Origin of the sequence: Rhizobium sp. AAP43, assembly GCF_001296045.1 — a bacterium.
Taxonomy (GTDB): domain Bacteria; phylum Pseudomonadota; class Alphaproteobacteria; order Rhizobiales; family Rhizobiaceae; genus Allorhizobium.
This window is the reverse complement of record NZ_LJHS01000055.1, coordinates 119,277-143,714: the sequence shown is the minus strand read 5'-3', so window position 1 is coordinate 143,714 and position 24,438 is coordinate 119,277. Positions and strand designations below refer to the sequence as shown.

Sequence of the window (24,438 nt, the reverse complement as noted above, 5' to 3'; positions counted from 1 at the left end):
GTGCCACTGACCCTTAGCGCACCCGCGCCAGCGGGACGATGACCGAGCCGGTCCTGCAGGAGGTCAGCACTTCCGCTTCGACACCGTAGACTGAACGAAGCACTTGCGGCGTTACCACGTCATCAAATCGGCCTGAGCCAGCCAGTCCGCCATTGCGCAGCAACATGATGCCATCGGTGTGACGGGCAGCCAGGTTGAGATCATGAATTGCAATCATCACCAGAGCACCCGTGCGATCGACATAGGCTCTGAGTATTTCGAAGACCCGCAATTGATGCGCCAGATCAAGCGCACTCGTGGCTTCGTCTAGCAACAGCAATCTCGGCGCACGCAACAGTCGTTGCGCCAGTAACACCAGTTGCTGCTGTCCACCCGAAAGCGCGTGGATAGGACGCGATGCCAGATCCTCGATACCAAAGGAGCCGAGAACATCATAAGCCGCCTCCAGCACATCGGCGCTCACTCTCCATCCGAGCTGCTCATGCCGCCCGAGCAACACAACCTCAAGAACCGAAAGGCTGGCGCGGATCTGGCCGTGTTGCGGCATGTAACCAAGATTTTGAGCATCGACACCACGGCCATTGAAAGTAATCTCACCTCGATGAGACAATAGTCCCGCGACCGCGCCGAGCAGGCTGGATTTGCCACAGCCATTGGGTCCAACAAGACCGATGATCTGACCGGGAGCAAACTGGGCTTCAACATCGCTCAAGACGATACGGCTTCCGAACTGGACACCGACCCGATCAAAGATCAGACCTTCACTCACTTGATACCTCCTTGATTGCCGCGAGACAGGATCACGGCAAACAGCATAGGAATGCCTGCAATAGCAGTGACGATACCGACCGGGATGACCGCGGCCGGTGAAATGAATTTTCCAAACACGGAAGCCCCCACGAGGATCACTGCGCCGATAACAGCAGACAATGGCAGGGCAAAACGATGATCTTCACCGGCGATGAGTCGGCAGACATGCGGCGCAATCAGACCGACGAATCCGATGGTGCCAACAAAGGATACAGCCGCTGCGGTGAGCAGCGCCACGAGGACAAACGTTTCCCGCCTCACTTTTTCGACAGATAGGCCAAGACTGCGAGCATTGCCGTCGCCAAGTTTCAGCACGGTCAGTGCCCAGCAGTTGCGGGCGACAAATGGCAGGCAGAACAGCAGGATTGCACCACTGACCGACACGCTCGTCCATGTCGCCTTCAGCAGACTGCCAAAGAGCCAGAAGACGATCTGCTGCAGCACCTCCGGCGAGGCGAGAAACTGCAACAGCGACTGGATCGATTGAAAGAAAAAGGAAACGGCAATCCCGCCCAGCACAAGGATTTCAGGCGATGCGCCGCGCAAGGTGGCAATGAGGTAAACCAAGCCGCAGGCCACAAGCGTCATGGCAAAGGCTGAGATTGGAACGACGAAATAGTCCGGGATGGCGAGAGCCCCGCCGAACATGATGGCAAGTGCGGCACCAAACCCTGCTGCGGCCGAAAAGCCGAGCGTGAACGGGCTAGCCAACGGATTGTCGAGGATTGTCTGCATCTGAAGTCCGGCAAGCCCCAGACATGCTCCAACCACCAGCCCCATCACCGTCTGCGGCATTCTCAACTGCCATAGAATGGTTGCTGTCATCCTATCCTCACCGGCTGGCCCTGCAATAAGGCCCTTCAGCACATCGTTGAGCGGCATCCCGGATGGACCCGTCGTCAGATCCAGCAGCATCAGAGCGATCAGAGCCAGGACGGACAGGGCTAGGCCCAACTGCCGACGCCGGGAGGCGCGGCGATAGTCGCCGCGCACGAAATCAACCTTGCTGAGAGCAATGGTCATTGGCCGACAGCCTGATACGGCAAGACGAAGGTGCCATCAGCTTCGATAGGCAGCCAGGCCTTGTAGTAGTCCTTGAGGTTCTGCTCCGGATTGACATCCTTGAAGGCGTCGGGGTGCAACTGCTTGGCGATGTATTGCGCAAAGACATAGTCGGACAAGGTGCGCGCGCCACCATGATAGATGGCATGAACGCCACCATTCTTCACCGCGGGAAGCTCTGACCAGCCGGGGCGTCCCAGATAGGCTTTCATCCGTTCGCGGGCGAGTTCGTTGGACGCACCAAAACCGACTGACACCGACTGTGGCTTGTTCAACCACTCCGACCCGGCCAGAAAGATCAGGTCCGGCTTCTGCGCGAGAACATATTCCGGGCTCAGTGGGCCCCAATTGCCGACCTGCCCCTTGGCGATGTTGTCGCCGCCAAGCCTGTCGACCAGCGCTCCCCACATGGTGTCACCGTAGGAGTTTCCAACCTCCGAGGGTCCCTTTTGGGCGAGTTCCACATAGACCTTCTTGTTTGAAGGACCTGCAGCCTCGACCCGGGCCACGATATCGGCCATGGCATCTTGGTAGTTGTCCGCTAGCTCCTGCGCTCTGTCTTTTGTGCCCATCAGCGTGCCGAGTACCAGCGTCGAGGCAACGTGCTTCTCCACGGACTGGGCATTGTAGTCGAGGGTTACAACCGGGATTCCCGCGTCATCGAACTGTTTGACGCTTTCGCCGAGCGCGTCATAAGACCAAGCCGCAAGGATGACGAGATCAGGCTTCGCCGCGATCACCTTTTCAATCGAGAAGGTATTGTCTTCCGTGTTTCCAACATCGGGAATGGAAGAGAGTTTCGGAAGTGCCTTTTCATAGGCCGCAAACTGGCTCGGCCTCCAATCCTTCCAGGTCGACAGCGACAGGGCGACCACCTTGTCGATCGCGTTAGGACCGACGATTGCAAGATAGTCTTCGTAATAGAAGCCCAGAACAACCCGTTCAGGTGTCTTTGGAATAGTGACGGTTCGCCCCTTCACGTCGGTCACACTGATATCGGCCAGAGCCTGCCCCGCAAGAGCGATCAGGGCGCATGTGCAAAGCAACAGATTTTTCATGAGACTTTCCTTTAGATTTGTAACGGGTTGACACTTTTGACCCGTGGGGAATGAAAAGATTGGAGCGATGACTTCCCGCTCAGACGGATGCTGCGCCATCGGCAATCGCTTGGAGTACCGGTAGATTCAGCAGGGTGACGATTTCGGGCTCATCGAAATCGATTAGCTGAGCCCGTTTGAGCTTGGTAAAGCAGCGGCTTACCGTTTCCAGCGAGAGGCCCAACCAATCGGCCAGATCACCCCGCCCAAGATAGAGGTTGAAGACACGGCTCTCGCTGCCCGCGCGCTGCGGTCGTGAAAAACGTTTTGAAAGATCGAGGATTGCGCTCGCCACTCGTTCAAGCGCTGTCTTCCGCCCCAGGAGTACGGTGTGCGCTTCGATCCGCTTCATGGCCTCGCCAATCGCGGTGCAGATCTTGGCGACATCGTCGGCATGTTGTCGCTCGATGTAGCAATAGCTCAGCGTTTCGGCAGTCATCCGGTGCCTATCACCGAGAGCAATTCCGACCAGCCCGCCGGGTCCGATGATGTCGACGATCTGACGACGCCCGTCAGCAAGGGTCTGGGATAGCGCGATACAGCCTTCAGATAACCAAAGCTGATGAACTGTCGGCTGGCCTTGGTGAAAAAGGACTCTGCCAGGCTCGACAAAATCACGCCCCTTCAAGAACCTGGCTTTTGATGAACACGGGACGGGAATGCTGGATTGCGAACTTGGTGAAGTGCTGACAGGCACAACGTGCAACATGACGATACCGGAAGTTGGCCGGTCACGATGCAACGACATCCACCGGCGATAGAACTAGATCGGTCCGGACTGTTGACGTCGATTTCGGACCGGACTCAGACGAAGTTCGGCACCGGAGGCGCACGCGGCGCGGTGTTCGGGGCAAAAAGACGGTGATAGCCCTTGTCGCTTAGCGAAGGCACCGACATGTCGAGCGCAACGACCATGCGGCGACCGACAACATCGACCGGAGTCGGCAGCATGGCCGATGATGCAATCAAGCAGGCTTCACAGATGGTAGCTGCATCGTGGTGGGGGACCTCACCATCGTCGGTCGAAACGCACAATTCGGGCAGCGTGCCATCGGGCAGTACATAGGCGGCCGCGTCGAGCGTCGCCATATCACCAACACCTGGCGGGGGCTGGTGTGACAGCCCGACCATGACGAGCAGAAGTGCGAGGATGATCCTGACTGTTTTATGCACGACGCCCGTGGCCCGGTTTGCGTTAAACTCTGGCGAAGTATCTAGCATGGCAAAAGCTGGTCGTGATTGATTTGGAACAAGCTGCTACCGCGATGTGAAACCGAGATCTCGGGTAGAGGCATTTCCATTCATCGAGCCCAGAGACAAATCTGCGCGAGCAGAGCCTCGGGGACGGAATGAAAGCGGAAACAAACTGAAATCCATGGTCTTCGGGAAACCACGGAACCGGTTTGTCCGATCCAAGCCCCGCAGTCTGCAATCGACAAAAGCCGTGCTAACGGCGTGTCACCCAATAGCGCTGGAATTCGGTAGTTACGCTGCATCAGGACGGCCATGCTTCAGCCCGAAGCAACGTGTTGCCTTGAGGTCGTGGAGAATACTTGTGATGGCCACTATTTGACTTCTATCAACCGGTGGCAACGGCTACGTTCCCGACCATGGAGCCGAATCGATTGGGTAGAGTAAGTTCAAAATCATGGTCGAAATGGTGAGCTCGAAAAGAAAGAAAAACCGATCGTTCCCCAACGCCAAAGGGTATGTCGTCGCGGTTTTCGGAACGGTCGCAGCTATTGGTGGCGCGCTATTTGCTATGCGCCATGCCGCTTCAGAAACGCTCTCCCTACTCGTACCAATTTTGGTCGTCGCCACAGCTTTGATCGGGGGAGCGGGCCCGGCCTTGCTGGCAGCCGTCTTCGGCTTAGCCCTTTGGCTTCTTTCCGGTCATTTTCTTCTATTTGAAACAGCTAGCGTGCAAACACTCGCACTTGCCGTGTTGTCAGCGCTGATTGTTTGGTTTGCCAGGCGAGCAGACAAAAATCGAGAGATGCTGGCGGAACTCAGGGAAGCGCTTGACGATCGCGAAGCCCGAATGGGGTCTATCCTCGACACGGTTCTTGATGCCACCATCGTGAGCGACGAGAACGGAGTCATAATCTCCTTCAACTCCGCAGCCGTCCGCCAGTTCGGCTACTCGGAAGCTGAAGCGCTTGGGCAAAATCTGAAGCTGCTCATGCCTCAGCCTTACAAGGTTGAACACGACGGATACATGCGCCGCTACATGGAAACGGGCGAAAAGAGGATCATCGGCGTCGACCGCGTCGTGGTTGGCCAGCGTAAGGATGGCTCTACTTTTCCGATGAAGCTCGCTGTCGGCGAGATCAAACGGGGCGGAAAGCGGTTCTTCACCGGGTTCGTTCGCGACCTCACCGAGCGAGAAGAATCCGCCGCCCGCCTGCAGGAAATCCAGACCGAGCTCGCAAGGCTCGGCCGATTGAACGAAATGGGAGAGATGGCATCGACGTTGGCGCACGAGTTGAACCAGCCATTATCGGCCATCGCCAACTACGTGCATGGCTGTGCGCGCCTGCTTGAGAACGCGGTTGGCGATCGCGACATCCAGGTCCGCGACGCGTTGCTGGACGCGGGCGAACAGAGCATTCGCGCCGGGCAGATCATTCGACACCTGCGCGAGTTCGTCACCAAGGGCGAGACGGAAAAGCGCACGGAGAGCCTGCGTCAACTCGTCGAAGAGGCCGGAGCACTCGCTCTTGTCGGCTCGCGGGAAAAGGGCGTGCGCACCGTGTTTGATTTCACCTCGGACAACGATCAGGTCTTCGTCGACCGGATCCAGATTCAGCAGGTGCTGACCAACCTCATGCGCAATGCGATTGAGGCGATGAAGCAAACCGAGAAAAAGGAAATCCGCGTCAGCGTCTATTCCGACAAGATGGGGCTCCTGACCGTGACGGTGGAGGATTCAGGTCCCGGAATTTCTCCGGAAATCGCCGAGGATATCTTCAAGCCGTTCACGACGACAAAGGCTGGAGGCATGGGGATCGGATTGTCGATTTCCAGGCGGATCGTCGAAGCCCATGGCGGAGAAATGACCGTCTCCAAGAGTGAACTCGGCGGTGCCTCCTTCTGTTTCACCCTTATCCAGCACGACGAGGACCAGAATGCAGCCTGATGACTTCACCGTCCATATCGTTGACGACGAAGAGGCACTTCGAAAATCACTGGGGTTCGTGCTCACGGTGAACGGTTTCGGCGTTAGGCTTCATGTCTCCGCAACGGCCTTTTCGGAAATCGCCCCGAGCCTTCGCAACGCCGTCCTGGTTACCGACATGCGCATGCCGGACATGAGTGGCCTCGATCTGGTGCGCAAAATCTCGAGCATTTCGCCCCCGATACCCTCGATCATCGTCACAGGACATGGCGACATTCCCATGGCCGTGGAAGCGATGAAGGCGGGTGCCGTGGACTTTATCGAGAAGCCGTTTGAAGAGGCCGTCATCATCGAGGCGGTGCGGCGCGCGGCCGAGAGGCTGGCGGACTCGTCGGCGGGCACGCTCAGCGTCGATGACATCCGCTCGCGCATTGGCAGCCTGAGCGAACGCGAGCGGCAAATTCTGGCGGCCGTCGTCGCCGGCCAGCCGAACAAGGCCATCGCGTTCAATCTCGACATCAGCCCGCGAACCGTCGAAGTCCATCGCGCAAATGTCATGACGAAGATGAGGGCGCGCAGCCTGCCCGAACTGGTGCGCATGTCACTGACCGTCAGCATCTAGCCGAATCCCCGAGCAATCCGACAATATGCTTGATCCATGACAAGGTGGCGCGTCGGCCAAGATGCGATCTGCAAGCTTGGTGAAAGATCACGAACGAGCTTCTGGGATCCCATTGTCCACGCTGTCTGCAATTGTTGCTGTAGTCAAAGACCCGGCTTTGCTGCGGTCGATCAGCTTTGCGCTCAACACGCACGGCCAGCCGGTGGAACAGTTCAACGACTGGACCATGGCAACCGAGGCGATCAGTCGTGCGGAATGCGTCATCCTCGACACCTGCCTGCCGCCCGCCGATCTGACGGCCGGCCTCAGCCTGGCAGACCGCGGCATAAAGCTCGTCGTCCTGGCGGAGGACGACAAGGACTACGGCAGCGGAAACAGGCAAGACATCTGCGTGCTGTCAAAACCCCTCAACGGGCCTGACATTGCCAATGCAGTATCGACCCTACGTAAGAACCCGTAGTGGAAGAACTCAATAGCGGCGAAGCCGCCGATCCAACATGATCCCTTCAACCAGAGGGAACATGCCGATGCAAACCGCCGCTTCCATCACACTCAATTCGCGCCTTTCCACATCTCCACGTGCACGGTGTCAGGCGCATATCAGGCCGGTAACCTTCCATGCGCCGGATTGCGTGATTTACGCGCAGGGCGAGCGCACGCGATCGCTCTACCAGATCGAATACGGCGCGGTGCGCATTTACCGTCTCCTCGCTGATGGCCGCAGGCAGATCGTCGCCTTTCATCTCGTCGGCGAAACCTTCGGTTTCGAGATCAACGAGACCCACAGTTTCTATGCGGAGGCCATGGTGAACACGGGCCTGACCAGCGTCGAACGCGCAGCGAGTGGCCACCTCAACGACCGTCTGGTCGGCGTTGCCTTGAAGGCCATGGTTCGCGCTCAAGAGCACCTGCTGGTCGTCGGCCGTCAGAGTTCACTTGAGAAGATTGCCGTTTTCCTGGTCGACCTGGCCGATCGCCAGGGTGGCACGGATGTGATCGACCTGCCCATGAGCCGGATCGACATTGGCGACTACCTCGGCCTGACCATCGAAACGGTTTCGCGCACGATTTCGAAGCTGCGCGACATGGGAATCGTCAAGCTTCGCAATGCCCGCAGCATCGAGATCGTGAAACCAGAAAAGCTTCGAATGCTCAGCAATTAGACGAGTTAGGCGGCTCCGGCGGGTATAGGCTTTGAGCCCGATTTTAATTACTTCTCGGTCCTTGTCCGCCAACAGCAGCGCCACAGCAATCATGCTCCAGAACAACCATTCCGATAGCAACCACTGCATAATGCGATAATGAAAGATGTAGGCAGACGTCTCGCCGAGACGATATCTCTGGGCAGCCTTTCGCGCACCCAAGGCGGAGACCGAAAAATACGACACCAGCGGCAACGCTGAGCCTCGCTTTCCTGACGCTGGGCGGCTTTGTCGGTGGCGTAATGTTCTGAGGTGCGTTCAACACGGCTCTCGAGCTAACCAACACAGAAGAGTTCTGCGTCAGTTGTCATGAAATGAAGACCAACGTGTACGAGGAGATGGCGAGGACGGTACATTTCTCCAACCGCTCCGGTGTCAGGGCATCCTGCCCAGACTGCCATATGCCCCATGAATGGACGGACAAGATTGTCATGAAGATACAGGCTTCCAAGGAAGTCTGGGCAAGATCTTCGGAACGATCAATACACGTCAGAAATTCCTCGATGAGCGATTGCGCCTGGCGCAACACGAATGGGCGAGACTGAAAGCGAATGACAGTCTTGAGTGCCGAAACTGCCACTCTTCGGTTGCCATGGACCTGTCGAAACAGACGGAACGTGCTGCGGAGATCCACACGCGTTATCTCCTAAACGGCAAGGCGACGTGTATAGACTGTCACAAGGGCATCGCCCACGAACTACCAAACATGCAAGGCATAGACCCCGGCTGCAAGGTGCCGGAAGAACTGGAAGGCAAAGAGCTTCCCACCGCATCTCCGGTCGGCGAGCTACGAGACGCAATCGACTGAGCGCATAGCGGACTTCTGGCTGAAGGCGGGATCTGATACTTGTCTCGACCGCCTATCAAGACGGCCCAGACATGTTGACGCCGCCGGGGATCACATCCAGGCGGCGTCGGTCGAACAACATCTGCTAGAACAAGGCTTTACTGAGCTGCAGCGACGGCGGCGTCAATCCGCTCACGGGCCTTTTTCGGCAGCTTGGCAGCGTTGAAGGCGTCGAGATTGGCTGCCGGGCCATCACCAACGACAATGGCGGCGACCATACCCATGCCGACATGAGGTGCGCATTTTACACCGTACAGCCCCGGCACGTCAAAAGTCACCTTAATCGTCTCGTTCATCTTGCCCTTGAACTCGGTGGCACCGTCAGGGATCATGCCCTTGATGATTTCAGCGTTGTGGCCCTTGTCGGTCGGGATGAAGGTAACGGTATCACCGGGAGCAATCTTCAAGCCAGCAGGCTCGAACACCATGGCACCCTCTGCACCTTTGTTCAGCATCTTGACTTCGAAATCGGCAGCGATCGAGAGCGCCGGGGCCGAAAGCAAAAGAAAGGCTGCCATTGTTACACTACGCAGTTTCATTTTCATCTCCTTGGACAGGAACACCTCGTTCCCTTGGAGAAGTGATAGGCCAGGATGAACAAGCCTTCTTTGCGCAATATCAAGTACGGCAACGCTTCATCTGATTATCGACGCTCCGGAAGAGAATCCGCCAGCGACGCAAGTTCAGCCATATCGCGCACCAGGAGTTTCTGCCGACCGCCTTCGATCAGGCCCTTGCTCTCCCATGAACTAAATATGCGCGACACCGTATGAATTGTCGTTCCGGTCATCTCGGCAATGTCCTGCCTTGAGATCGGGAAATCGATCCGTATTCCCGCAGCCTCCGAGCGGCCAGCCTTTTGCGCCAACCTCAACACGGTATGCGCAACTCTCTTCTCGACTTCTTGCGTGGACATTTCGCGAATGCGGACATGCGCTTCCTCTAGCCTCTGTCCGATCGTCTCCATTGCACTGACGGCAAGTCTTGGATTTCGCTCTACGAATCTCGGCCACAACTCTGTTGGCCAGGACAGAACGATGCTTTCAGCAGCGGCAAGTGCAGTGCCTGGATAGTCGTGTCGTTGCAGAGCCTTAGCGAACCCAAACAGGTCGCCGGGATGGACGACACGCACGATGATCTGTTGACCGGCGCTCGTCACCTGGGTGACCTTGAGGCGACCATGCAGGAGTAGAAAGAAATATGAGGCGGGCTGCCCCTGTTCAAATACCGATTCCCCGATCGGCAGCCGCCGCGTCTGCGCTGGAACAAGCAGCGCGTCCAACTCGTCATCGGTCATCTTGTCGAATAATGACAGAGACTTGATGATCGTTCGATCAAGTTTCAAAACAAATCCCTCTCCCGCCAACAACGCGCACTCTCAGGGCCCCCAATGCCCAATAGTGGCTGCCATGGCGAGTGTCCAAATCGAGGGCAACCTACCTCACAAGGCACCGATCGAAAAGAGTAAAGGAGCGTACCAGCGACGATCTTCGACCAGTCGGAAGCCGACATGATCAGGGGGAACTCCGACAGAACAGCCACCGCTTTTGGGGTCGCGTATGAACGAGCTCAACGGCGATCTGTGTTTCCCGGCGGCTATGTAGACGCCGCAGGCTTCGGTAGTGACTGGCTGCCCTTCCTTGACGAGATCGACACGTCGATTGCAGGTCGTCGTCCATTCCCAGACATTGCCGGCAAAATCGGCAAGGCCATGCTCGCTTTCGCCGAAGCTTCCATAGGGAAGCGGCTGCGGATCTTTGGATCGCTTGCGTGCCGCCTCACGCTCGTAGTCGGCAAGCCAGCGCAAGGCCGGGTTCCTATTGTCCGGATCTATACCAAGGGCGTCATCCGGAAACTTTTCACCAGCGGCAAAAGCCAACTCAACGTCACTCGGCAGGCGCCAGATCCCCCCGCTCTTTTCCGAAAACCACCGGGCATAAAGTGTCGCGTCGTCATGGCTCACGCCGGTTGCCGGCATGTCAGGGCGCGATGGGGTGGTCGACTCCCGGGCCGGGCACGCACTGTCGGCAACGCAGGCATCGTAGTCCTGGGTGCTGACCTGATATTTCATAATGGTGACGGGCGACGTCATCGAAACGTCGGCCTTCGGCCCATCGACGGCGTATCCAGCGCGGTAGAATTCGCCGGGCTGACGATAGGCGAAACTGCCTGGTGCCACCGAGATGGTGGGAGGCGGCGACAGTTCGGCGCCGCCATTCAGCCGGACGATGCCGGACTGGAACACGACTGCGGTGGACAGAGCACTGATGAGCAGAACTGGCAGCAGCACTGAGCCTATAGAATTGGACTGCCTGGGGGTGAGAACGGCGCCGGGCATGGCGATTTCCAACGAGTTAGAGAGGAAGTTCACGGGGTGCTCAACAAGCACCCCGTGCGTTCACGACGGTCAGCTTTCCGGCTTCACCACGGCGGTCATCAGATCGTCGTTCCAGTCGCCGGTGACCTTGAAGTGGGCGGCCGCCCCCTTCTCGAAAGCCTCGATCAGGTTGTGGTTCACATAGGCGTAGATGCCCGGCTGCTGGAAGGTGTAGTAGGCAGCGCCAGCGGCACCACCAGGAATGAACCAGGTTTCCTGGTCGAGTTCCGGCGGGTTGGCGAACTTGCCGGTTGCCCAGACATAGTCGCCATGGCCGCCGATCAAATGCGGACGGGTGTCACGATTGGCCTGCGAATGCAGGATCAATACCCGGTCGCCGACTTGTGCCGTCATCGCATTATCGCCTGTCAGAGCTCCGACCGCGCCATTGAAAACGATGTGACTCGGGGTCAGAGTGTTCATCACTTCAAGCACGTCCGAATAGGCGTCACCGGCACTTTCGTACTTCTTGTAGTTGCCGTCGGCATCCTTGGGGACATAAAAGTCCTGCTCGCCGACATAATATACCTTGTCATAAGGCAGGTCATTGCCCTTGTGGTCTTTCAGACCTTCACGCGGCAGGACCATGATCGCGCCGTTCATGCCCGAGGTGACGTGCCACGGCACCATGCCGGGAGGTGCACAATGGTAGACGAAGACGCCTGCCTTGGTGGCCTTGAAGCGCAGAACAGCCTTCTCGCCAGGATTGACCAAAGTCAGCGCAGCACCGCCCAGCGCACCGGTTGCCGAATGGAAATCGATGTTGTGCTGCAGGCTGTTGGTGTCGGGGTTGATCAGCGTCAGCTCGACGTAGTCATTCTGGTGGACGACCATCATCGGGCCAGGCACCGAGCCGTTGAAAGTCATGGCATGGACCTCCGTGCCAGCATCATCGACGATGATCTTCTTCTCCTCGATCGTCAGCGTGAACTCGACGACTTTCGGAGCGCCTTCTGCCTTTTGCGTGTGCGCATGGACAAAGGGAGGTGCGACAAGATCGACCTTCACTCGCTCCAGCTTGGCGATGTCTGCGGCAACGGCTGCGGCATTGGTCTTGATGTCGCCCCCTTCGGCGCGTGCCACTGTCCCGGTCAAAACGGGCACAAGCGCGCTTGCAAAGACAGCCCCCGCAAGCATTGTTCTTCTGGTCAAATTCAGGCACTGGGTCATGATCTTTTCTCCTTGTCCGGCAGCGAGCGTCTCGCTCTAACTGTTGACACTGTTTTACTTCATGATGCGCCGTTCTATTTGACTTGGAACAATGAGCTGCTGAGTAAGCAGTGCGTCATTCAGCCGCCGACCAAATAATAGATTTACCGGAGCCGTTTGATCGAGATCAATTACTATACCTGAAGATCTCTCAGGCAGGATCAATCGAAAATTTTTGAGAACCGCTTCCATGGACCAAAAGGAACAATCGACCAGTCGCGGGATCCCGCGAGGCCTGGCACGCGACGGTCTCATCCTGCTGTCCTATGGGTTTCGGCCCTTCTATCTCGGGGCGTCTCTGTGGGCCATCGCGACAATCACAATCTGGATTTGCGCGATGAACGGCTGGCTCCAGGTGGCGGAAGTCTATGGTCCATCCATCTGGCACGCGCATGAACTTTTGTTCGGCTTCATGCCGGCAGTTCTCGTCGGATACTTGATGACAACAGTTCCAAACTGGACCGGACGCTTTCCACTGTCAGGCAAGCCGCTTGGTTGCCTCGTCCTCACCTGGATTGCCGGCCGCATCTCCATGCTGATGGTCGCAGACACAACGGCCCTGATCACGCTCCTGATCGATTGGATCTTCCTTCCACTCTTCGCGTATTTCTGCGTGAGGGAAGTATGGGTTGCGAGGAGGGTCGCGGATGCGAAGCCAATCCTTTGCCTCACGTCTCTCGCCCTGATCAATGCCGGGTACCACATCGTTGCCATGACAGGAGGGGATGTGGGGGCCTGGGCGCGGGCAGGCCTTTCTGTCTATATCCTGTTGATCACGGCGACCGCGAGCAAGCTCATCCCGAGCTTTACAAACAACTGGCTTGCCCAGGCAGGCAGGCCACGCCTCGCCCCCGGAAATCGCGTGATCGATCGGTTCGTGCTTATTGCCACTCTCATTGCTGCGACGGCCTGGACCTTTGAACTGTCCGGCCCACTCACGGCAATCTTGGCACTTGTGGCAGCCGGCTCGCACTTCGTCCGCGCAAGAAGATGGTTCAGGCCAATCATCCTACGATCGTCCATGATCGCAGCGATGCAGGTCTGCTACGGCTTCATCCCTCTTGGCCTGCTGGGAATTGCAGCAACCGCGCTCGATATACTCGGCCCGCTCGCTGCAATGCATGTTCTTGCTATCGGAGCCGTCACCGGAATGATGATTGCGATCATGAATCGTTCGATCCGGCTTCATACGGGTCGAGATGAAAACTTCTCTTGGTGTCAACGGCTGTCCGTCCCATTCTTGCTGCTCGCAGCAAGCGGCCGCACCGCAGCCGACATCGTTCCGGGATACTATGGGGCGCTTATCGCAACGTCTGGCCTTTTCTGGATTGCCGCCCTTGTATGCTTTCTAAGCGACAATGCAGTTCTCCTGTGCCATGTTCAGCGGCAACAAGGTCGTCAGCCCTCACCGCCAACTCGGATCAACATGCGATAGGCACGCTTTGACGAATCGAGATTGCCCACCCATTGGTGACCGCGTTTTTCCAACTCGGCGCCAAGAAAGCGCGACTCTTCTGAAAACACGGCGAAAAGCACTTCGCCCGGCTCCATAAGCTCGATAAGCGAGAGAACTTTCTCCATAGGTGCCGGTGGCTCCTGTTCAGTGAGATCGATCCTCCACAACGGATCGGGCCAAGCAGCGGCTTCTTCGGCACCCAACGATACGAGGACCGTTGGCGATGCCTCGGCAGCCGGGATAAACAGAACCTCCCACTCGCCGCCATCCAACTCCTTGAGTTCGGCCGTATAACCATGGCGCGCCATGACACTCAACAGCGGCACCGGGCGAAAGGTCGCAAGCAGACGCAAGCCTTCCCCTGGCTTTAACGACTGAACTGCCTCCATGATCGCTGGAAATGGCTCCCCTCCGTCACGAAGGATGGGCCGCACGTCAAGTTCTTTGAAACTGGCTGTTGTCGACACTTGACCTCCCAATTTTCGACTTCACCTGTCTGATCACGATGAACCTGCATGGGAGCGACCGCTATCGCCCGGTCGCTCCCATGAAGTTCAATGACCACCACCGCAGTTGCAGTTGCAGCCTTCGTGCTTCTTCCGGCGAATGCGGACTTCCCATATCTCAGGCCCACGGGAAAGGTATTCCCACCCGAACATCCCATCATAATGCATCTCGAGATGGTAGTAGAGCGGAACCGGATCATGATCGACGGTCAGGATCAACTGATAATCCGGAAGCAGTGAATTCAACATCCCGAATATACGGGGATGCCTTTCCACGTGCGGTATTTCGCGCACGTCGAGCTTGAGAATATGATCTTCAACAACAGTCATTCGCTGGCTTTCTTCAATGCGGGTTGCGGATGTCGCATGCAGCGTAATCTGCACCGCAGGATACTGAAGCACCGGCGCCTAGGCTTCGTTGTGCTGTAACAAGCAAAACCAGGAAAGCAGTGTTCCTGTTTGCCTTTCGACAACGAAGCGATGGCACCTGGCACTATCGTTAGGGCACCGAACCGGAGCGATACAATGAACACAGAGATTATCCGCCGTTATGGCGAAAGCCGCCTGCCCCGTTACACAAGTTATCCGACGGCGCCCCGCTTCTCGCCCAGTATTGGAGCAGGCACCTATCGTGATTGGCTGGCGCACATCCCCAAAAGCGAACCGGTGTCGCTTTACCTTCACGTGCCCTTCTGTCGATCCATGTGCTGGTATTGCGGCTGCCACACCACGATCACCCAGAAAGACGCACCGATCCTCGACTATCTGACCGTGCTGAAACAGGAAATTAGGCTGGTAGCAAAAGCCATCGGGCGGCGACAGGATGTCAGCGACATTCACTTCGGCGGCGGCACACCCACGATCATGACGCCGGAGGAGTTCCTCGATCTGACTACCACGCTCACAGCGGCCTTTGGTATCGGCGGCGCGACCGAACTGGCGGTGGAAATCGATCCGAGAACGCTTAGCCCCGGGATGTCAGAAGCACTCGGAGAAGCGGGAATGACCCGTGCGAGCCTTGGCGTGCAGAGTTTCGACCCCAAGGTGCAGAAAGCAATCAACCGCATACAGTCGGCAGAGCAGACGGCAACGGCCCTGTCGAACCTGCGCAGGGCTGGAGCCAGAAGCGTCAACTTCGACCTGATCTATGGCTTGCCCCATCAAACCGTCGACTCTGCAATTGAAACTGCGCGCATGGCTGCTGCTATGCGCCCTGAACGCTTCGCCGTCTTCGGTTACGCCCATGTCCCGGCCTTCAAGAAGCACCAACGCCTGATCGACACGGCAGCGCTCGGCGACGCACATGATCGACACGCCCAGGCGGAAGCCATCGCGGCGACGCTGTGCGAAGCCGGATACCGACGGATCGGTCTCGACCATTTTGCGCTTCCTGAGGATCAGCTTTCGATTGCCGCCGATCACCGGGCGCTGCATCGCAACTTCCAGGGATATACGACCGACACTGCGTCGACGCTGATCGGGTTCGGCTCGTCGGCGATCGGACGTCTTGCCGAAGGCTATGCGCAAAACGATGTCGCCATCGGACGATATGCCAGCCTCATTTCTTCCGGGAACTTTGCCACATCGAAAGGCTACCGCCTCACACAGGAGGACCGCGTCCGCGCCTGGATCATCGAGCGGTTGATGTGTGACTTCCAGGTGGATTTTACAGCCAAGCCGGATGGCTTTGAACTTCCCGAGGAGAGCTTTGGAAAAGCCAATCTGCTGCTCAAGACCTTGTTGGACGAAGGCATTGTGACCTGGCGTGGCGATGTGCTGAGCGTGGACACACAGCACAGGTTCCTGGTCAGAACGGTAGCGTCCTGCTTTGACGCCTATCTGGGAGAAGCGGGCAGAACACACGCCACCGCGGCCTGAGACAAAACGGCGATAGACCAGAAAGCCCGGTCCGACTGCTCGGTCCGGGCTTTCCCTTTGCGCGATCGCGGATCAGCGAACGAGCGCGCGGTAGATCTGCGGCAGGGCTGCCGGCAGGCGCCGGATATCGGGCACGACGGCATAGCCGTGATGGCCGAAGACGGCGGGCACATAGGTTTTGGCATCCTGATCGACGGTGACGCCGAAGACATGGATGCCACGTCGCCTTGCTTCGCTCACGGCCCGACGCGTGTCTTCAAGCGCAAAACGTCCCTCATAGTGATCGACATCGTTCGGCTTGCCATCGGTCAGCACAAGCAGCAAGTGCTTGCGATTGGGGCGCTCGGCAAGCTTGGCCGTCGCGTGACGGAGTGCTGCTCCCATGCGGGTATAGTAACCGGGTTTCAGCGCGGCGATGCGATGGCGCACTATCGCACTCATCGGCTCGTCAAAGTCCTTGATCGTCTCGACACGCACCCAATCCCGCCGTCTCGACGTGAAGCTTAGGATTGAATGCATGTCGCCACAGGCGGCAAGCCCCTCGGCCAACACCAACAGGGCCTCCTTTTCGACATCAAGAACCCGGCTGTCGTTGAACCAGGCATCAGTCGACAATGAGACGTCGACCAGCAGGGTCACTGCGAGATCATGGGTCTGGGGCCGGCTTGCGAGGTGGATGCGGTCGGAGCATTCACCGCTCGCGGCAAGTTCCGTGCGGCTACGAACCACGGCGTCGAGATCGAGATCGGCACCGTCGACCTGTGCACGCAGCACCTCATGGCGCGGGCGCATCGCCTCGAACTGCCGCCGCACACGACGAACCAGCGCTTTCATCTCTGCCGACAGGACAGGCGAAGGGCCTTCGTCAGACGCCGGACCTGCAATGACCCGGCAGTGGTTCTTGAGATAGACCCCACGCCTATAGTCCCATTCGGGATAGGTGAGTTCCGCCTCAATCGCGGAATGGATGAGCACTTCCGGCGGCAGGTCGAGGTCGAACCGAAATTTCGCGGCTGGCCGGCCCTTGCGTTCACCAAGCACCATCTCGTCAAGTTCGTCAGCGGCAGACGCATCGTGATCGTCACTGTCGTCTGCGGGACGGTCGACATTGACCATTTCGGCCATGGCGAGGATCTTTTCGAAACGATTGAGAATGAAGGGGCTGCGCTCGCCCTTGGCTACGGAATCCTTTTCGCGGATCGCCGCTTGGCGTCCTGCCGCTTGCGCATCCGCCTGGCTGGAGCCGACCGGCTGGTCCAATTCCTGGCGACCGGCCCATTCCTCCCTAAGAATTGCCTGCGGCCAGAGCGGCACGGGCAACATCGGCAGATAGCCTGCAGGCGCCTGCGTCGGCACATCATTGCCTGTAGAGAGCGGGGCAAGCCCCGCGCCACGGCGCAGGAGATCAATGATGCAGTCCTCCAGCAGCCCCTCAACCCGAGGCAGCGAGCCGCGGCGGCGCTCCGACAGAAGGGCGCGGCAAAGCCGACTATAGCGATCGACCAGACCGGGGAAGGTCTTCAGGACCTGCGCTTCAAGCGCCGACGCCGCGTCCAAAAGTGCAAGATCTGCCTTGAGGGGATCAGTCTCGGCCATCGGTTGAAGCGGCATCACGGCCATGGCGGCGGCCAGCCAGACATAGAGGTCAAGATTGAGCGACTGCTCCGGCATGAGATCCAAGACTGGGGGCAACATCACGCTAGCTTCGTCCCGCGCCGGATGAATGAGCTTTTCTTCGCCCAGCCCCATGCGTTGCCGAAACTTCAGCCGATGTTGCGATGTCTTGCCCCGCGCCGGTACCAGTTGAACCGTCCGTTCACCGCCGAAGCCCCGAAAGCAGACAGAGAGTACCGGAAGCACGTCTTCGAGCAGGACAGCCGCATCGGGGTAACGCGGCCAGGTGCGGGTATCACCGGCAAGCCTGTGCCAGGCACGCCCGACCGTCTCCTCAAGCTCCAAAAAGTCCAGCATGACATTCTCCTAGCGGATGACCGCCTGTGCCAGTTCCAGGAGTGCAGTACGCACGTCAGGTTCGTCGGTCAGCGGCTCGATCATGGCGGCGCGAACGGCGTCGCGTGGCGCAAGACCGGCATCGATGAGGCTCGCGCAGTAGACCAGCAGACGCGTAGAGACGCCCTCCTCCAGGTCATGACCTTTCAGCGCCCGCAGCCGCCGCGCCAGTTCGACCAATGGCTCTACAGCCGTGGCAGGCAATCCACTTTCTGCCGAGACAACCTCGATCTCCCTTGCCTTGGGCAGGAAGTCGAACTCGATGGCGACAAAACGCTGGCGAGTCGAGGGCTTCAACGCTTTGAGGAGGCTTTGATAACCAGGATTGTAGGAGACAACGAGCATGAAGGCCGGCGGCGCTTCAAGCTCTTCGCCTGTCCGCTCCAATGGCAGGATGCGCCGGTCGTCGGTGAGCGGGTGGAGCACGACGGCGACATCCTTGCGCGCCTCGACCACCTCGTCGAGATAGCACACACCGCCCTCACGGACTGCCCGGGTCAGCGGTCCGTCGACCCAGACCGTCTCACCTCCCTTCAGAAGAAAACGGCCAGTGAGATCGGCAGCCGCCAGATCGTCGTGGCAGGAGACGGTGGTCAGCGGCAACCCAAGCTTTTGCGCCATATGACTGACGAAACGGGTCTTTCCGCAGCCTGTCGGTCCTTTGAGGAGAAGCGGCAACTGCCGCGTCCAGGCTGTCTCGAAGAGAGTGCATTCGTTGCCTGCTGGAGAATAGGTCGGGATATCCGGCTGAATGTTGCGGGCGATGATATTCATGTTGCTGATCCTTAAAATTGGGGAGAGCCCTGCCGCGTTTGAAACAGCGGGGCCGCTATTTCACTCGGCAGGCTCGACATAGCCGCCGAAGGCAGGCTCTTTTGCCTTGCCCGGCATCAACACGGCCCAGACGAACATCAGGGCCGAGACCAGCACGACGGCACCGGAGCCGAGGCGCACCCAGTAGAACAGCGCCAACTGGTCCTGGACAGCCATGTAGCTTTCGCCGAGCACGCGCTGCAGATGCACCTGCAGGACACCGGCAAAGGTGAGCGCAAAGGTCATCACCGACATCGCCGTGCACATCATCCAGAAGCTCGCTATCGACAGCCACTGGTTATAGGGTTGGCGGCCGCGCATTTCCGGGATGGCATAGGCCATGATCGCAAGGTTGAGCATGACGTAGGCGCCGAAGAACGCGAGGTGTCCGTGGGCTGCCGTCACCTGCGTGCCGTGGGTGTAGTAGTTGATCGAGGACAGTGTGTGCAGGAAGCCCCAGACGCCGGCACCGAAGAAGGCCATGACCGAGCAGCCGATCGACCACAGAAGAGCTGCCTTGTTCGGATGCTTGCGACCGGCCTTCCAGGTCATCACGAAGGTGAAGATGACCATGGTGAAGAAGGGTGCGACTTCAAGGGTCGAGAAGAGCGACCCAATCCACTGCCAGTAGCCGGGCGCGCCGATCCAATAGTAGTGATGGCCCGTGCCGAGAATGCCGGAGAACAGCGCCAGGCCGATGATGACATAGAGCCACTTCTCGACCACTTCGCGGTCGATGCCGTTGAGCTTGATCATCAGGAAGGCGAGCACCGAGGCCATGATCAGCTCCCATACGCCTTCGACCCAGAGGTGGACGACATACCACCAGTACATCTTGTCGAGTGCCAGATTCGTTGGGTTGTAGAAGGCGAAGAGGAAGAAGATCGCCACACCCCACAGCCCAAAGATCAGGATGTTGGTGACGACGGTCTTGCGGCCCTTCAGCGACGTCATGGTGACGTTGAACAGCAACATCAGGGCGACGATGACGATTCCGACCTTGATGATGAAGGGTTGTTCGAGGAACTCGCGGCCCTCATGAATGCCAAAGAGGTAACCGACGACAGCGGCGGCGGCGGCAATGAGGAAGATCCAGAACTGCACGATGGCGAGCTTTGGGCTGTAGAGCTCCGTCTCCGCCTCTTCCGGCAGCAGATAATAGGTGGCGCCCATGAAGCCCATCAGCAACCAGACGATCAGGGCGTTGGTGTGGATCATGCGCACGATGTTGAAGGGGAGTAGCTCGGAGAGCGTATTGGGCAGCACGTAGATCGTACCCGCGACGACCCCGAACAGGACCTGGGCGATGAAGAGGCCGAGCGCACCGTAAAAATACAGCATCGCGACCTTCTGGCTTTGATATTTCATTTTGTGTCTCCTTGGGTCACGAAGGGCTCAGCCCGCCTCGTTCGGCGGCCAGTTCTGCGTCTTGATTTTGCTGGTCCATTCGAGGAAGTCTGCGAGGTCGTTGATCTCTTCGTCGGTCAGATTGAATTGCGGCATCTGGCGGCGACCTTCGACACCAGAGGGCTGTGCCGCCATCCAGGAACGAAGCGTCTCGCGTGCACCGTCGCGATCGTCCTGGCCACCCCAGCGCGTCCAGACATTGCCGAGTTCGGGCGCGAAGTAGGCGCCTTCACCCAAGATCGAGTGGCAGTTGATACAGGCGTTCTTTTCCCAGATATGCTTGCCGCGCGCGACGCTGTCGGTCAGCGTCGATTCATCTGTTGAAGTAGTGCGGATGTAGTAATGGCTGTGGGCGGTGAGCCCCACGAAGATCGCAAAAAAGAAAATGGAGCCGCCATAGAAGACGTTGCGCGCTCCGGTCTTGGTCAGGCGCTCTGCCATGCCCTTGTCCTTCCGTCTGCCAGGCTTGAAAGGCCCGACCTGGTTTCCCCGCCTCGAAGGCTTCGGCGATCCCCTCGCCGGCTCTGCGGGATGTCCTTTTCATAGAGAGTGAGCGGAGTTGTTCTTTGCGCTTTGGCAAGCAACGGCGCGAATGTTCAGCCCAAAAGAAGGACCACCAGCGACCGAGAGAGTGCGGCGATCAGAATGATGCTCAACCAGCATATGAGCGCAATCCGCATGGGATGATGTCCGCCCCTGAGTTCGAGGAAGTCGAGAACCACAAGCCGTCCCTTGGCAAAAGCAATCGCAAGAACGGCAGCAATCGGTACGATCGTTGGACCGGCGAGCGCCGTAACAATCGCGCCACCAATTGCGAAGGTCATCAGCATGGCGAGCACACCCACCAAATCCTCACGCTGTCTGCGGGTCATGAGAAGCCTCACGCAAGATAGAGAATGGGAAAGATGACCAACCAGACGAGGTCGATCACATGCCAGAGTGTGGCGATCAGAGTGAGGTTTTCCCGTGCCGGGCGCCAGGCGACAAGAAGAAGAGCAATAGCGCCGAAAAAGACATGCAGCAGATGGAAGCCGGTGATGATGAAATAGAGCTCGAAGAAGGTGTCGAGCGTTGCATCCTGAGCGTAGCGAACCTCACCCCAGTATTCGAAGAGCTTGACCGCCACGAAGCAGAAGCCGAGCAGGGCTGCAATCGTCAACGGCCGTTTCACCGCCTCAAGATCAAGCCGACTTCGCATCGCCACGGCGACAAAGTACCCGCTGACCAGCAGGATAAGCGTGTTCGCGCCGGCGATCCCCGGCCTTAAATGCAGACGCGCCAGTTCGAAGGCCTGGGCATCAAAGGTCGACACGACGAGGAAGCCAAGGATCAGGATGCCGAAAGCGATCAGCTCGCTCCACACCAGTATCCAGAGCAGCAGGTGGTCGTCCTTTGCCTCGTCCTGGAGGCTCGTTTGCATAGCCATGGTCAGATCTCCCGTTGGTCGGGATCGGTTCTAAAGAAAAATCCGAAGCGCTCTTTGTGGGAGCGCAAAGAAGACTGACGAAAGACAAGGCAGACTGCTTCCTGAACAGAAGGAAACGACTGAAATGACGGATGCACAGATCGGCCTTGTCGTTGCGACGCCTATCATCATGGGCTTTGCCTTGATGCTGAAACGCATGGGCGTACTCCAGGGCGGAGGCACACTAGCCGCCGTCCTGGCTTCGCTTGCCATCGGCGTCGTCCTGTTTCTTGGCCAATAAGGAGGAACTCATGAAAATGAATGGATCCAGCCTGACGGCGACCGAGGTCAGGGCGCTCGAGGACAAGCACCGCGATCTTCTCATTCTCTGCTTGAAGCTGGAGGAATTGGCCGCAGACTTTGACACAGGTGAGATCCCACGTGGTATCCAGAAGGTTGCCAAGCACATTGAACCTTTGGTCGCCGCCGCCCACACGCTGGAGGAGCAAAAGTTCTATCCCGACCTTGAGCTGCATGCCGGCTCATGCTTCGGCTCCCTTCTTCTCGATCAGGTCAAGTCCGAACATCGCGTCGACCGTCGCGCGGCCCGTGAGCTATCCCTCACTTTGGCCGCTGTCGCTCGCAAACGATGCAGGCTGAGCCTGGAAACGGTGGCCCATATGGTTCGCGGTTTTCAGGAAGCTGTCCGGCGCCATATAACTGCGGAGCAGATGCTGCTGCAGCAGCTCCTAAACGTGGAACCCGAAACGCAGGTGTTCCCAGCATGACTCAGGTCGTTCTGGCACTTGCAGTATTCTTGGTGTTGCATTCGGTGCCTGCCTTACCAACCATCCGGGGAAAGCTGACCGCAGCGCTTGGATTGCGGCTCTACCTTCTGGTCTATTCGATAACATCCGTGGCACTCCTGATTTGGGTCCTGCATGCGGCCTGGAGCACCGAATATGTCGAACTCTGGCGGCCAGATTCGCGGAACACCCTTGCCAATTTCGTGTTGTCGCTGCTCGGGCTCTTCCTGGTCACGGCAGGCCTTATCAGCCCAAACCCAGCATCTGTCAGTTTCATGAAAGGCACCGTGCCTGGAGCGATAACGACGATTACGCGCCATCCAGTCTTATGGGGTTTCCTGCTCTGGTCTGTCGGCCATGTCGCGGCTAACGGCGACATGAGATCACTGCTCGTCTTCGGCGGGCTCGGCCTGTTTTCTGCTGTCGGTATTGGCGTCACGGAAAAGCGCGCAAGGCGCAGGATGGGGCCCCACTGGTCACCAATCGAGAGATCAACATCCATATTTCCGTTGAGCGCCCTGTTCTCAGGACGCGCCAAGTTGCGTCTGGATGGACATTTGGTAGCCGCGCTCGCCGTGACGCTGCTTGTCACATTCTGGCTGCTCGCGGGAGGCCATGCCGTACTGTTTGGCGCAGATCCCATCCTCGCGCTCGACATCTGAGAACGATTCCAGCCGGCAATTCCACACACTACTTGCTCTAAGTCAAACATCCGCGCGCGCGGGGCTATAACATGAGTACTCAAATCAATTTTTGTAGAGCGGGATGCCGAACAACATGAAACAGGTCAGCAAGACGGTTATTATTGAAGCCGATGCGGCAGGCTATGCACCAACTCGTCGCACATTATGCGCTGGCTTCGCAGCGACCCTTGCCCTCCCTTTTCTCAACACGCGGGCACGCGCTTCCTCCCTTGACCACCTCGTCCTCTACGGCCCTCCTGCCGGACCGTCGATCACGCTCGCCTATGCAGTTGGCAAAGGCCTGCTGCGCGATGTCGCCGACAAGGTGGAGTTTAAGGTATGGCGCACGCCCGATGAAATGCGGGCAGGCCTATCGTCCGGTTCGATGCAAGCCGTGGTGATGCCGACGACAGCGGCGGCGAACCTGCATACACGCGGGCTTGGTCTCAAACTGGCCAACGTCATGACTAACGGTCTTCTCTACATGGTGTCACGCGATGAAACGATCGCCGCCTTCTCCGATCTCGAAGGTCAAAGCGTAACCATGCCATTTCCTAATGACACACCGGAACTCGTCTTCGACGCGGCCCTTGCCCATCACGGGATGAGCGGCAAAGTCAAGGTGGAGCGGGCAGGCACGCCCATCGAAGCCGTGCAGATGCTGCTCGCAGGGCGTATCGACACGGCGCTCCTGCCTGAGCCGGCGGTCTCTGCCGCCATATTCAAGGCCAAGACCGGCGGTCAGGCGCTTCACCGCGTCATCGACATGCAGAAGGAATGGGGCGCAGTCACCGCAACGACGCCGGTCATGCCCCAGGCTGGTCTCGCCGTCACCCAGAGCTTCCTGGAAGATCATCCGGAACAGGCGACAGCACTTCTTGCGGGACTTGCGCGGGCGGCCGTCGAGGTAAACGCCGACCCGGCAGCGGCTGCAGGCCAGGCCGCATCGGCACTTGAACTGCCCTGGCCTGTGCTGGAGGCGTCGATCCCCTATTCGAACCTCGTCGCCATTGCGGCTCGGGACGCTCGCGGACCGATCGAGACCCTGCTCAAAGCCGTGGCACAGCGGCATCCTGAAATGGTGGGCGGTCGCATGCCGGACGCGTCACTCTATCTGTAAGGCAGGATCA

General features: G+C 58.3%; 27 protein-coding genes and 1 pseudogene. 11 read left to right on the top strand and 17 right to left on the bottom strand.

From position 1 onward, the window contains the following. Positions 1-13 precede the first annotated feature (13 nt). The 5 genes from IP76_RS21110 to IP76_RS21085 all read right to left on the bottom strand — a co-directional run bounded on the left by IP76_RS21110 (position 14) and on the right by IP76_RS21085 (position 4,142). Positions 14-769 (bottom strand): ABC transporter ATP-binding protein, encoded by a 756-nt coding sequence (locus IP76_RS21110; RefSeq protein ID WP_054160205.1) that lies wholly within the window; start codon positions 767-769, stop codon positions 14-16. Further along, positions 766-1,833 carry an iron ABC transporter permease gene (locus IP76_RS21105; protein ID WP_054160204.1) on the bottom strand — a complete coding sequence of 356 codons (1,068 nt, stop codon included), beginning with the start codon at positions 1,831-1,833 and terminating at the stop codon, positions 766-768. Before IP76_RS21105 ends, IP76_RS21110 begins: the two co-directional genes overlap by 4 nt. Further along, positions 1,830-2,930, bottom strand: coding sequence for an ABC transporter substrate-binding protein (locus tag IP76_RS21100; protein ID WP_054160203.1), 1,101 nt, complete (start codon positions 2,928-2,930; stop codon positions 1,830-1,832). Before IP76_RS21100 ends, IP76_RS21105 begins: the two co-directional genes overlap by 4 nt. A 79-nt stretch (positions 2,931-3,009) precedes the next feature. Continuing rightward, complete coding sequence (locus IP76_RS22975) at positions 3,010-3,597, bottom strand: Crp/Fnr family transcriptional regulator (protein ID WP_197278397.1); 588 nt, start codon at positions 3,595-3,597, stop codon at positions 3,010-3,012. A gap of 176 nt (positions 3,598-3,773) precedes the next feature. Beyond that, the gene (locus IP76_RS21085) at positions 3,774-4,142 is read right to left on the bottom strand and encodes a hypothetical protein (protein WP_156318675.1); all 369 of its coding nucleotides are present in this window, start codon (positions 4,140-4,142) and stop codon (positions 3,774-3,776) included. Between the two features lie 589 nt (positions 4,143-4,731). Between IP76_RS21085 and IP76_RS21080 the strand changes: the two genes are divergently transcribed. The 5 genes and pseudogenes from IP76_RS21080 to IP76_RS21060 all read left to right on the top strand — a co-directional run bounded on the left by IP76_RS21080 (position 4,732) and on the right by IP76_RS21060 (position 8,719). Next, complete coding sequence (locus tag IP76_RS21080) at positions 4,732-6,108, top strand: PAS domain S-box protein (RefSeq protein ID WP_245281537.1); 1,377 nt, start codon at positions 4,732-4,734, stop codon at positions 6,106-6,108. Next, positions 6,098-6,709 (top strand): response regulator FixJ, encoded by a 612-nt coding sequence (gene fixJ, locus IP76_RS21075; protein WP_054160198.1) that lies wholly within the window; start codon positions 6,098-6,100, stop codon positions 6,707-6,709. The genes IP76_RS21080 and fixJ overlap by 11 nt, the downstream gene beginning before the upstream one ends. Positions 6,710-6,821: 112 nt before the next feature. Next, a complete protein-coding gene (locus IP76_RS21070; protein WP_054160197.1) occupies positions 6,822-7,169 on the top strand; it encodes a hypothetical protein in 348 nt (115 codons plus the stop codon). Positions 7,170-7,230: 61 nt separating this feature from the next. After that, positions 7,231-7,872: a helix-turn-helix domain-containing protein gene (locus IP76_RS21065; protein WP_054160196.1), complete on the top strand. Its 642-nt coding sequence runs from the start codon at positions 7,231-7,233 to the stop codon at positions 7,870-7,872. Between the two features lie 173 nt (positions 7,873-8,045). Next, positions 8,046-8,719: pseudogene (locus tag IP76_RS21060) on the top strand (NapC/NirT family cytochrome c). A 137-nt stretch (positions 8,720-8,856) separates the two neighbouring features. Here the strand turns inward: IP76_RS21060 and IP76_RS21055 are convergent. The 4 genes from IP76_RS21055 to nirK form a co-directional block, all read right to left on the bottom strand. Next, positions 8,857-9,303 carry a pseudoazurin gene (locus tag IP76_RS21055; RefSeq protein ID WP_054160237.1) on the bottom strand — a complete coding sequence of 149 codons (447 nt, stop codon included), beginning with the start codon at positions 9,301-9,303 and terminating at the stop codon, positions 8,857-8,859. Between the two features lie 98 nt (positions 9,304-9,401). Further along, positions 9,402-10,103: a Crp/Fnr family transcriptional regulator gene (locus IP76_RS21050; RefSeq protein ID WP_054160236.1), complete on the bottom strand. Its 702-nt coding sequence runs from the start codon at positions 10,101-10,103 to the stop codon at positions 9,402-9,404. Positions 10,104-10,199: 96 nt separating this feature from the next. Next, positions 10,200-11,096 carry an SUMF1/EgtB/PvdO family nonheme iron enzyme gene (locus IP76_RS21045; protein ID WP_054160195.1) on the bottom strand — a complete coding sequence of 299 codons (897 nt, stop codon included), beginning with the start codon at positions 11,094-11,096 and terminating at the stop codon, positions 10,200-10,202. A 69-nt stretch (positions 11,097-11,165) separates the two neighbouring features. Then, complete coding sequence (gene nirK / locus IP76_RS21040; protein ID WP_054160194.1) at positions 11,166-12,305, bottom strand: copper-containing nitrite reductase; 1,140 nt, start codon at positions 12,303-12,305, stop codon at positions 11,166-11,168. A 229-nt stretch (positions 12,306-12,534) separates the two neighbouring features. Between nirK and IP76_RS21035 the strand changes: the two genes are divergently transcribed. Then, positions 12,535-13,779, top strand: coding sequence for an NnrS family protein (locus IP76_RS21035; RefSeq protein ID WP_054160193.1), 1,245 nt, complete (start codon positions 12,535-12,537; stop codon positions 13,777-13,779). On the opposite strand, the gene IP76_RS21030 is transcribed toward IP76_RS21035, so the two are convergent. Both IP76_RS21030 and IP76_RS21025 read right to left on the bottom strand, forming a co-directional pair. Next, positions 13,743-14,234, bottom strand: coding sequence for a DUF2249 domain-containing protein (locus tag IP76_RS21030; protein WP_306765500.1), 492 nt, complete (start codon positions 14,232-14,234; stop codon positions 13,743-13,745). The two genes, IP76_RS21035 and IP76_RS21030, sit on opposite strands and share 37 nt — an antisense overlap. Before the next feature lie 120 nt (positions 14,235-14,354). Beyond that, complete coding sequence (locus IP76_RS21025; protein WP_054160191.1) at positions 14,355-14,636, bottom strand: DUF2249 domain-containing protein; 282 nt, start codon at positions 14,634-14,636, stop codon at positions 14,355-14,357. Positions 14,637-14,831: 195 nt separating this feature from the next. Here IP76_RS21025 and hemN point away from each other — a divergent pair, with 195 nt between their 5' ends. After that, positions 14,832-16,184: an oxygen-independent coproporphyrinogen III oxidase gene (gene hemN / locus IP76_RS21020; RefSeq protein WP_054160190.1), complete on the top strand. Its 1,353-nt coding sequence runs from the start codon at positions 14,832-14,834 to the stop codon at positions 16,182-16,184. A gap of 72 nt (positions 16,185-16,256) precedes the next feature. On the opposite strand, the gene IP76_RS21015 is transcribed toward hemN, so the two are convergent. The 6 genes from IP76_RS21015 to IP76_RS20990 all read right to left on the bottom strand — a co-directional run bounded on the left by IP76_RS21015 (position 16,257) and on the right by IP76_RS20990 (position 21,840). After that, complete coding sequence (locus tag IP76_RS21015) at positions 16,257-18,155, bottom strand: nitric oxide reductase activation protein NorD (RefSeq protein ID WP_054160189.1); 1,899 nt, start codon at positions 18,153-18,155, stop codon at positions 16,257-16,259. A gap of 9 nt (positions 18,156-18,164) precedes the next feature. Beyond that, positions 18,165-18,968, bottom strand: coding sequence for a CbbQ/NirQ/NorQ/GpvN family protein (locus tag IP76_RS21010; protein ID WP_054160188.1), 804 nt, complete (start codon positions 18,966-18,968; stop codon positions 18,165-18,167). Positions 18,969-19,028: 60 nt separating this feature from the next. Further along, complete coding sequence (locus tag IP76_RS21005) at positions 19,029-20,375, bottom strand: nitric-oxide reductase large subunit (RefSeq protein ID WP_054160187.1); 1,347 nt, start codon at positions 20,373-20,375, stop codon at positions 19,029-19,031. 27 nt (positions 20,376-20,402) lie between these two features. Next, positions 20,403-20,855, bottom strand: coding sequence for a c-type cytochrome (locus IP76_RS21000; RefSeq protein ID WP_054149255.1), 453 nt, complete (start codon positions 20,853-20,855; stop codon positions 20,403-20,405). A gap of 155 nt (positions 20,856-21,010) precedes the next feature. Continuing rightward, the gene (locus IP76_RS20995) at positions 21,011-21,286 is read right to left on the bottom strand and encodes a cytochrome C oxidase subunit IV family protein (RefSeq protein WP_054160186.1); all 276 of its coding nucleotides are present in this window, start codon (positions 21,284-21,286) and stop codon (positions 21,011-21,013) included. 8 nt (positions 21,287-21,294) lie between these two features. Then, the gene (locus IP76_RS20990) at positions 21,295-21,840 is read right to left on the bottom strand and encodes a cytochrome c oxidase subunit 3 (RefSeq protein ID WP_054160185.1); all 546 of its coding nucleotides are present in this window, start codon (positions 21,838-21,840) and stop codon (positions 21,295-21,297) included. 124 nt (positions 21,841-21,964) lie between these two features. Here IP76_RS20990 and IP76_RS23390 point away from each other — a divergent pair, with 124 nt between their 5' ends. The 4 genes from IP76_RS23390 to IP76_RS20975 all read left to right on the top strand — a co-directional run bounded on the left by IP76_RS23390 (position 21,965) and on the right by IP76_RS20975 (position 24,428). Further along, entirely contained in the window at positions 21,965-22,120 is a 156-nt protein-coding gene (locus tag IP76_RS23390; protein WP_166599144.1) for a hypothetical protein, read from the top strand. Positions 22,121-22,130: 10 nt separating this feature from the next. Further along, positions 22,131-22,607: a hemerythrin domain-containing protein gene (locus IP76_RS20985; RefSeq protein WP_054160184.1), complete on the top strand. Its 477-nt coding sequence runs from the start codon at positions 22,131-22,133 to the stop codon at positions 22,605-22,607. Next, entirely contained in the window at positions 22,604-23,287 is a 684-nt protein-coding gene (locus IP76_RS20980) for an NnrU family protein (protein WP_054160183.1), read from the top strand. The genes IP76_RS20985 and IP76_RS20980 overlap by 4 nt, the downstream gene beginning before the upstream one ends. A gap of 115 nt (positions 23,288-23,402) precedes the next feature. Then, a complete protein-coding gene (locus IP76_RS20975) occupies positions 23,403-24,428 on the top strand; it encodes an ABC transporter substrate-binding protein (protein ID WP_054160235.1) in 1,026 nt (341 codons plus the stop codon). The last annotated feature ends 10 nt before the right edge of the window (positions 24,429-24,438 follow it).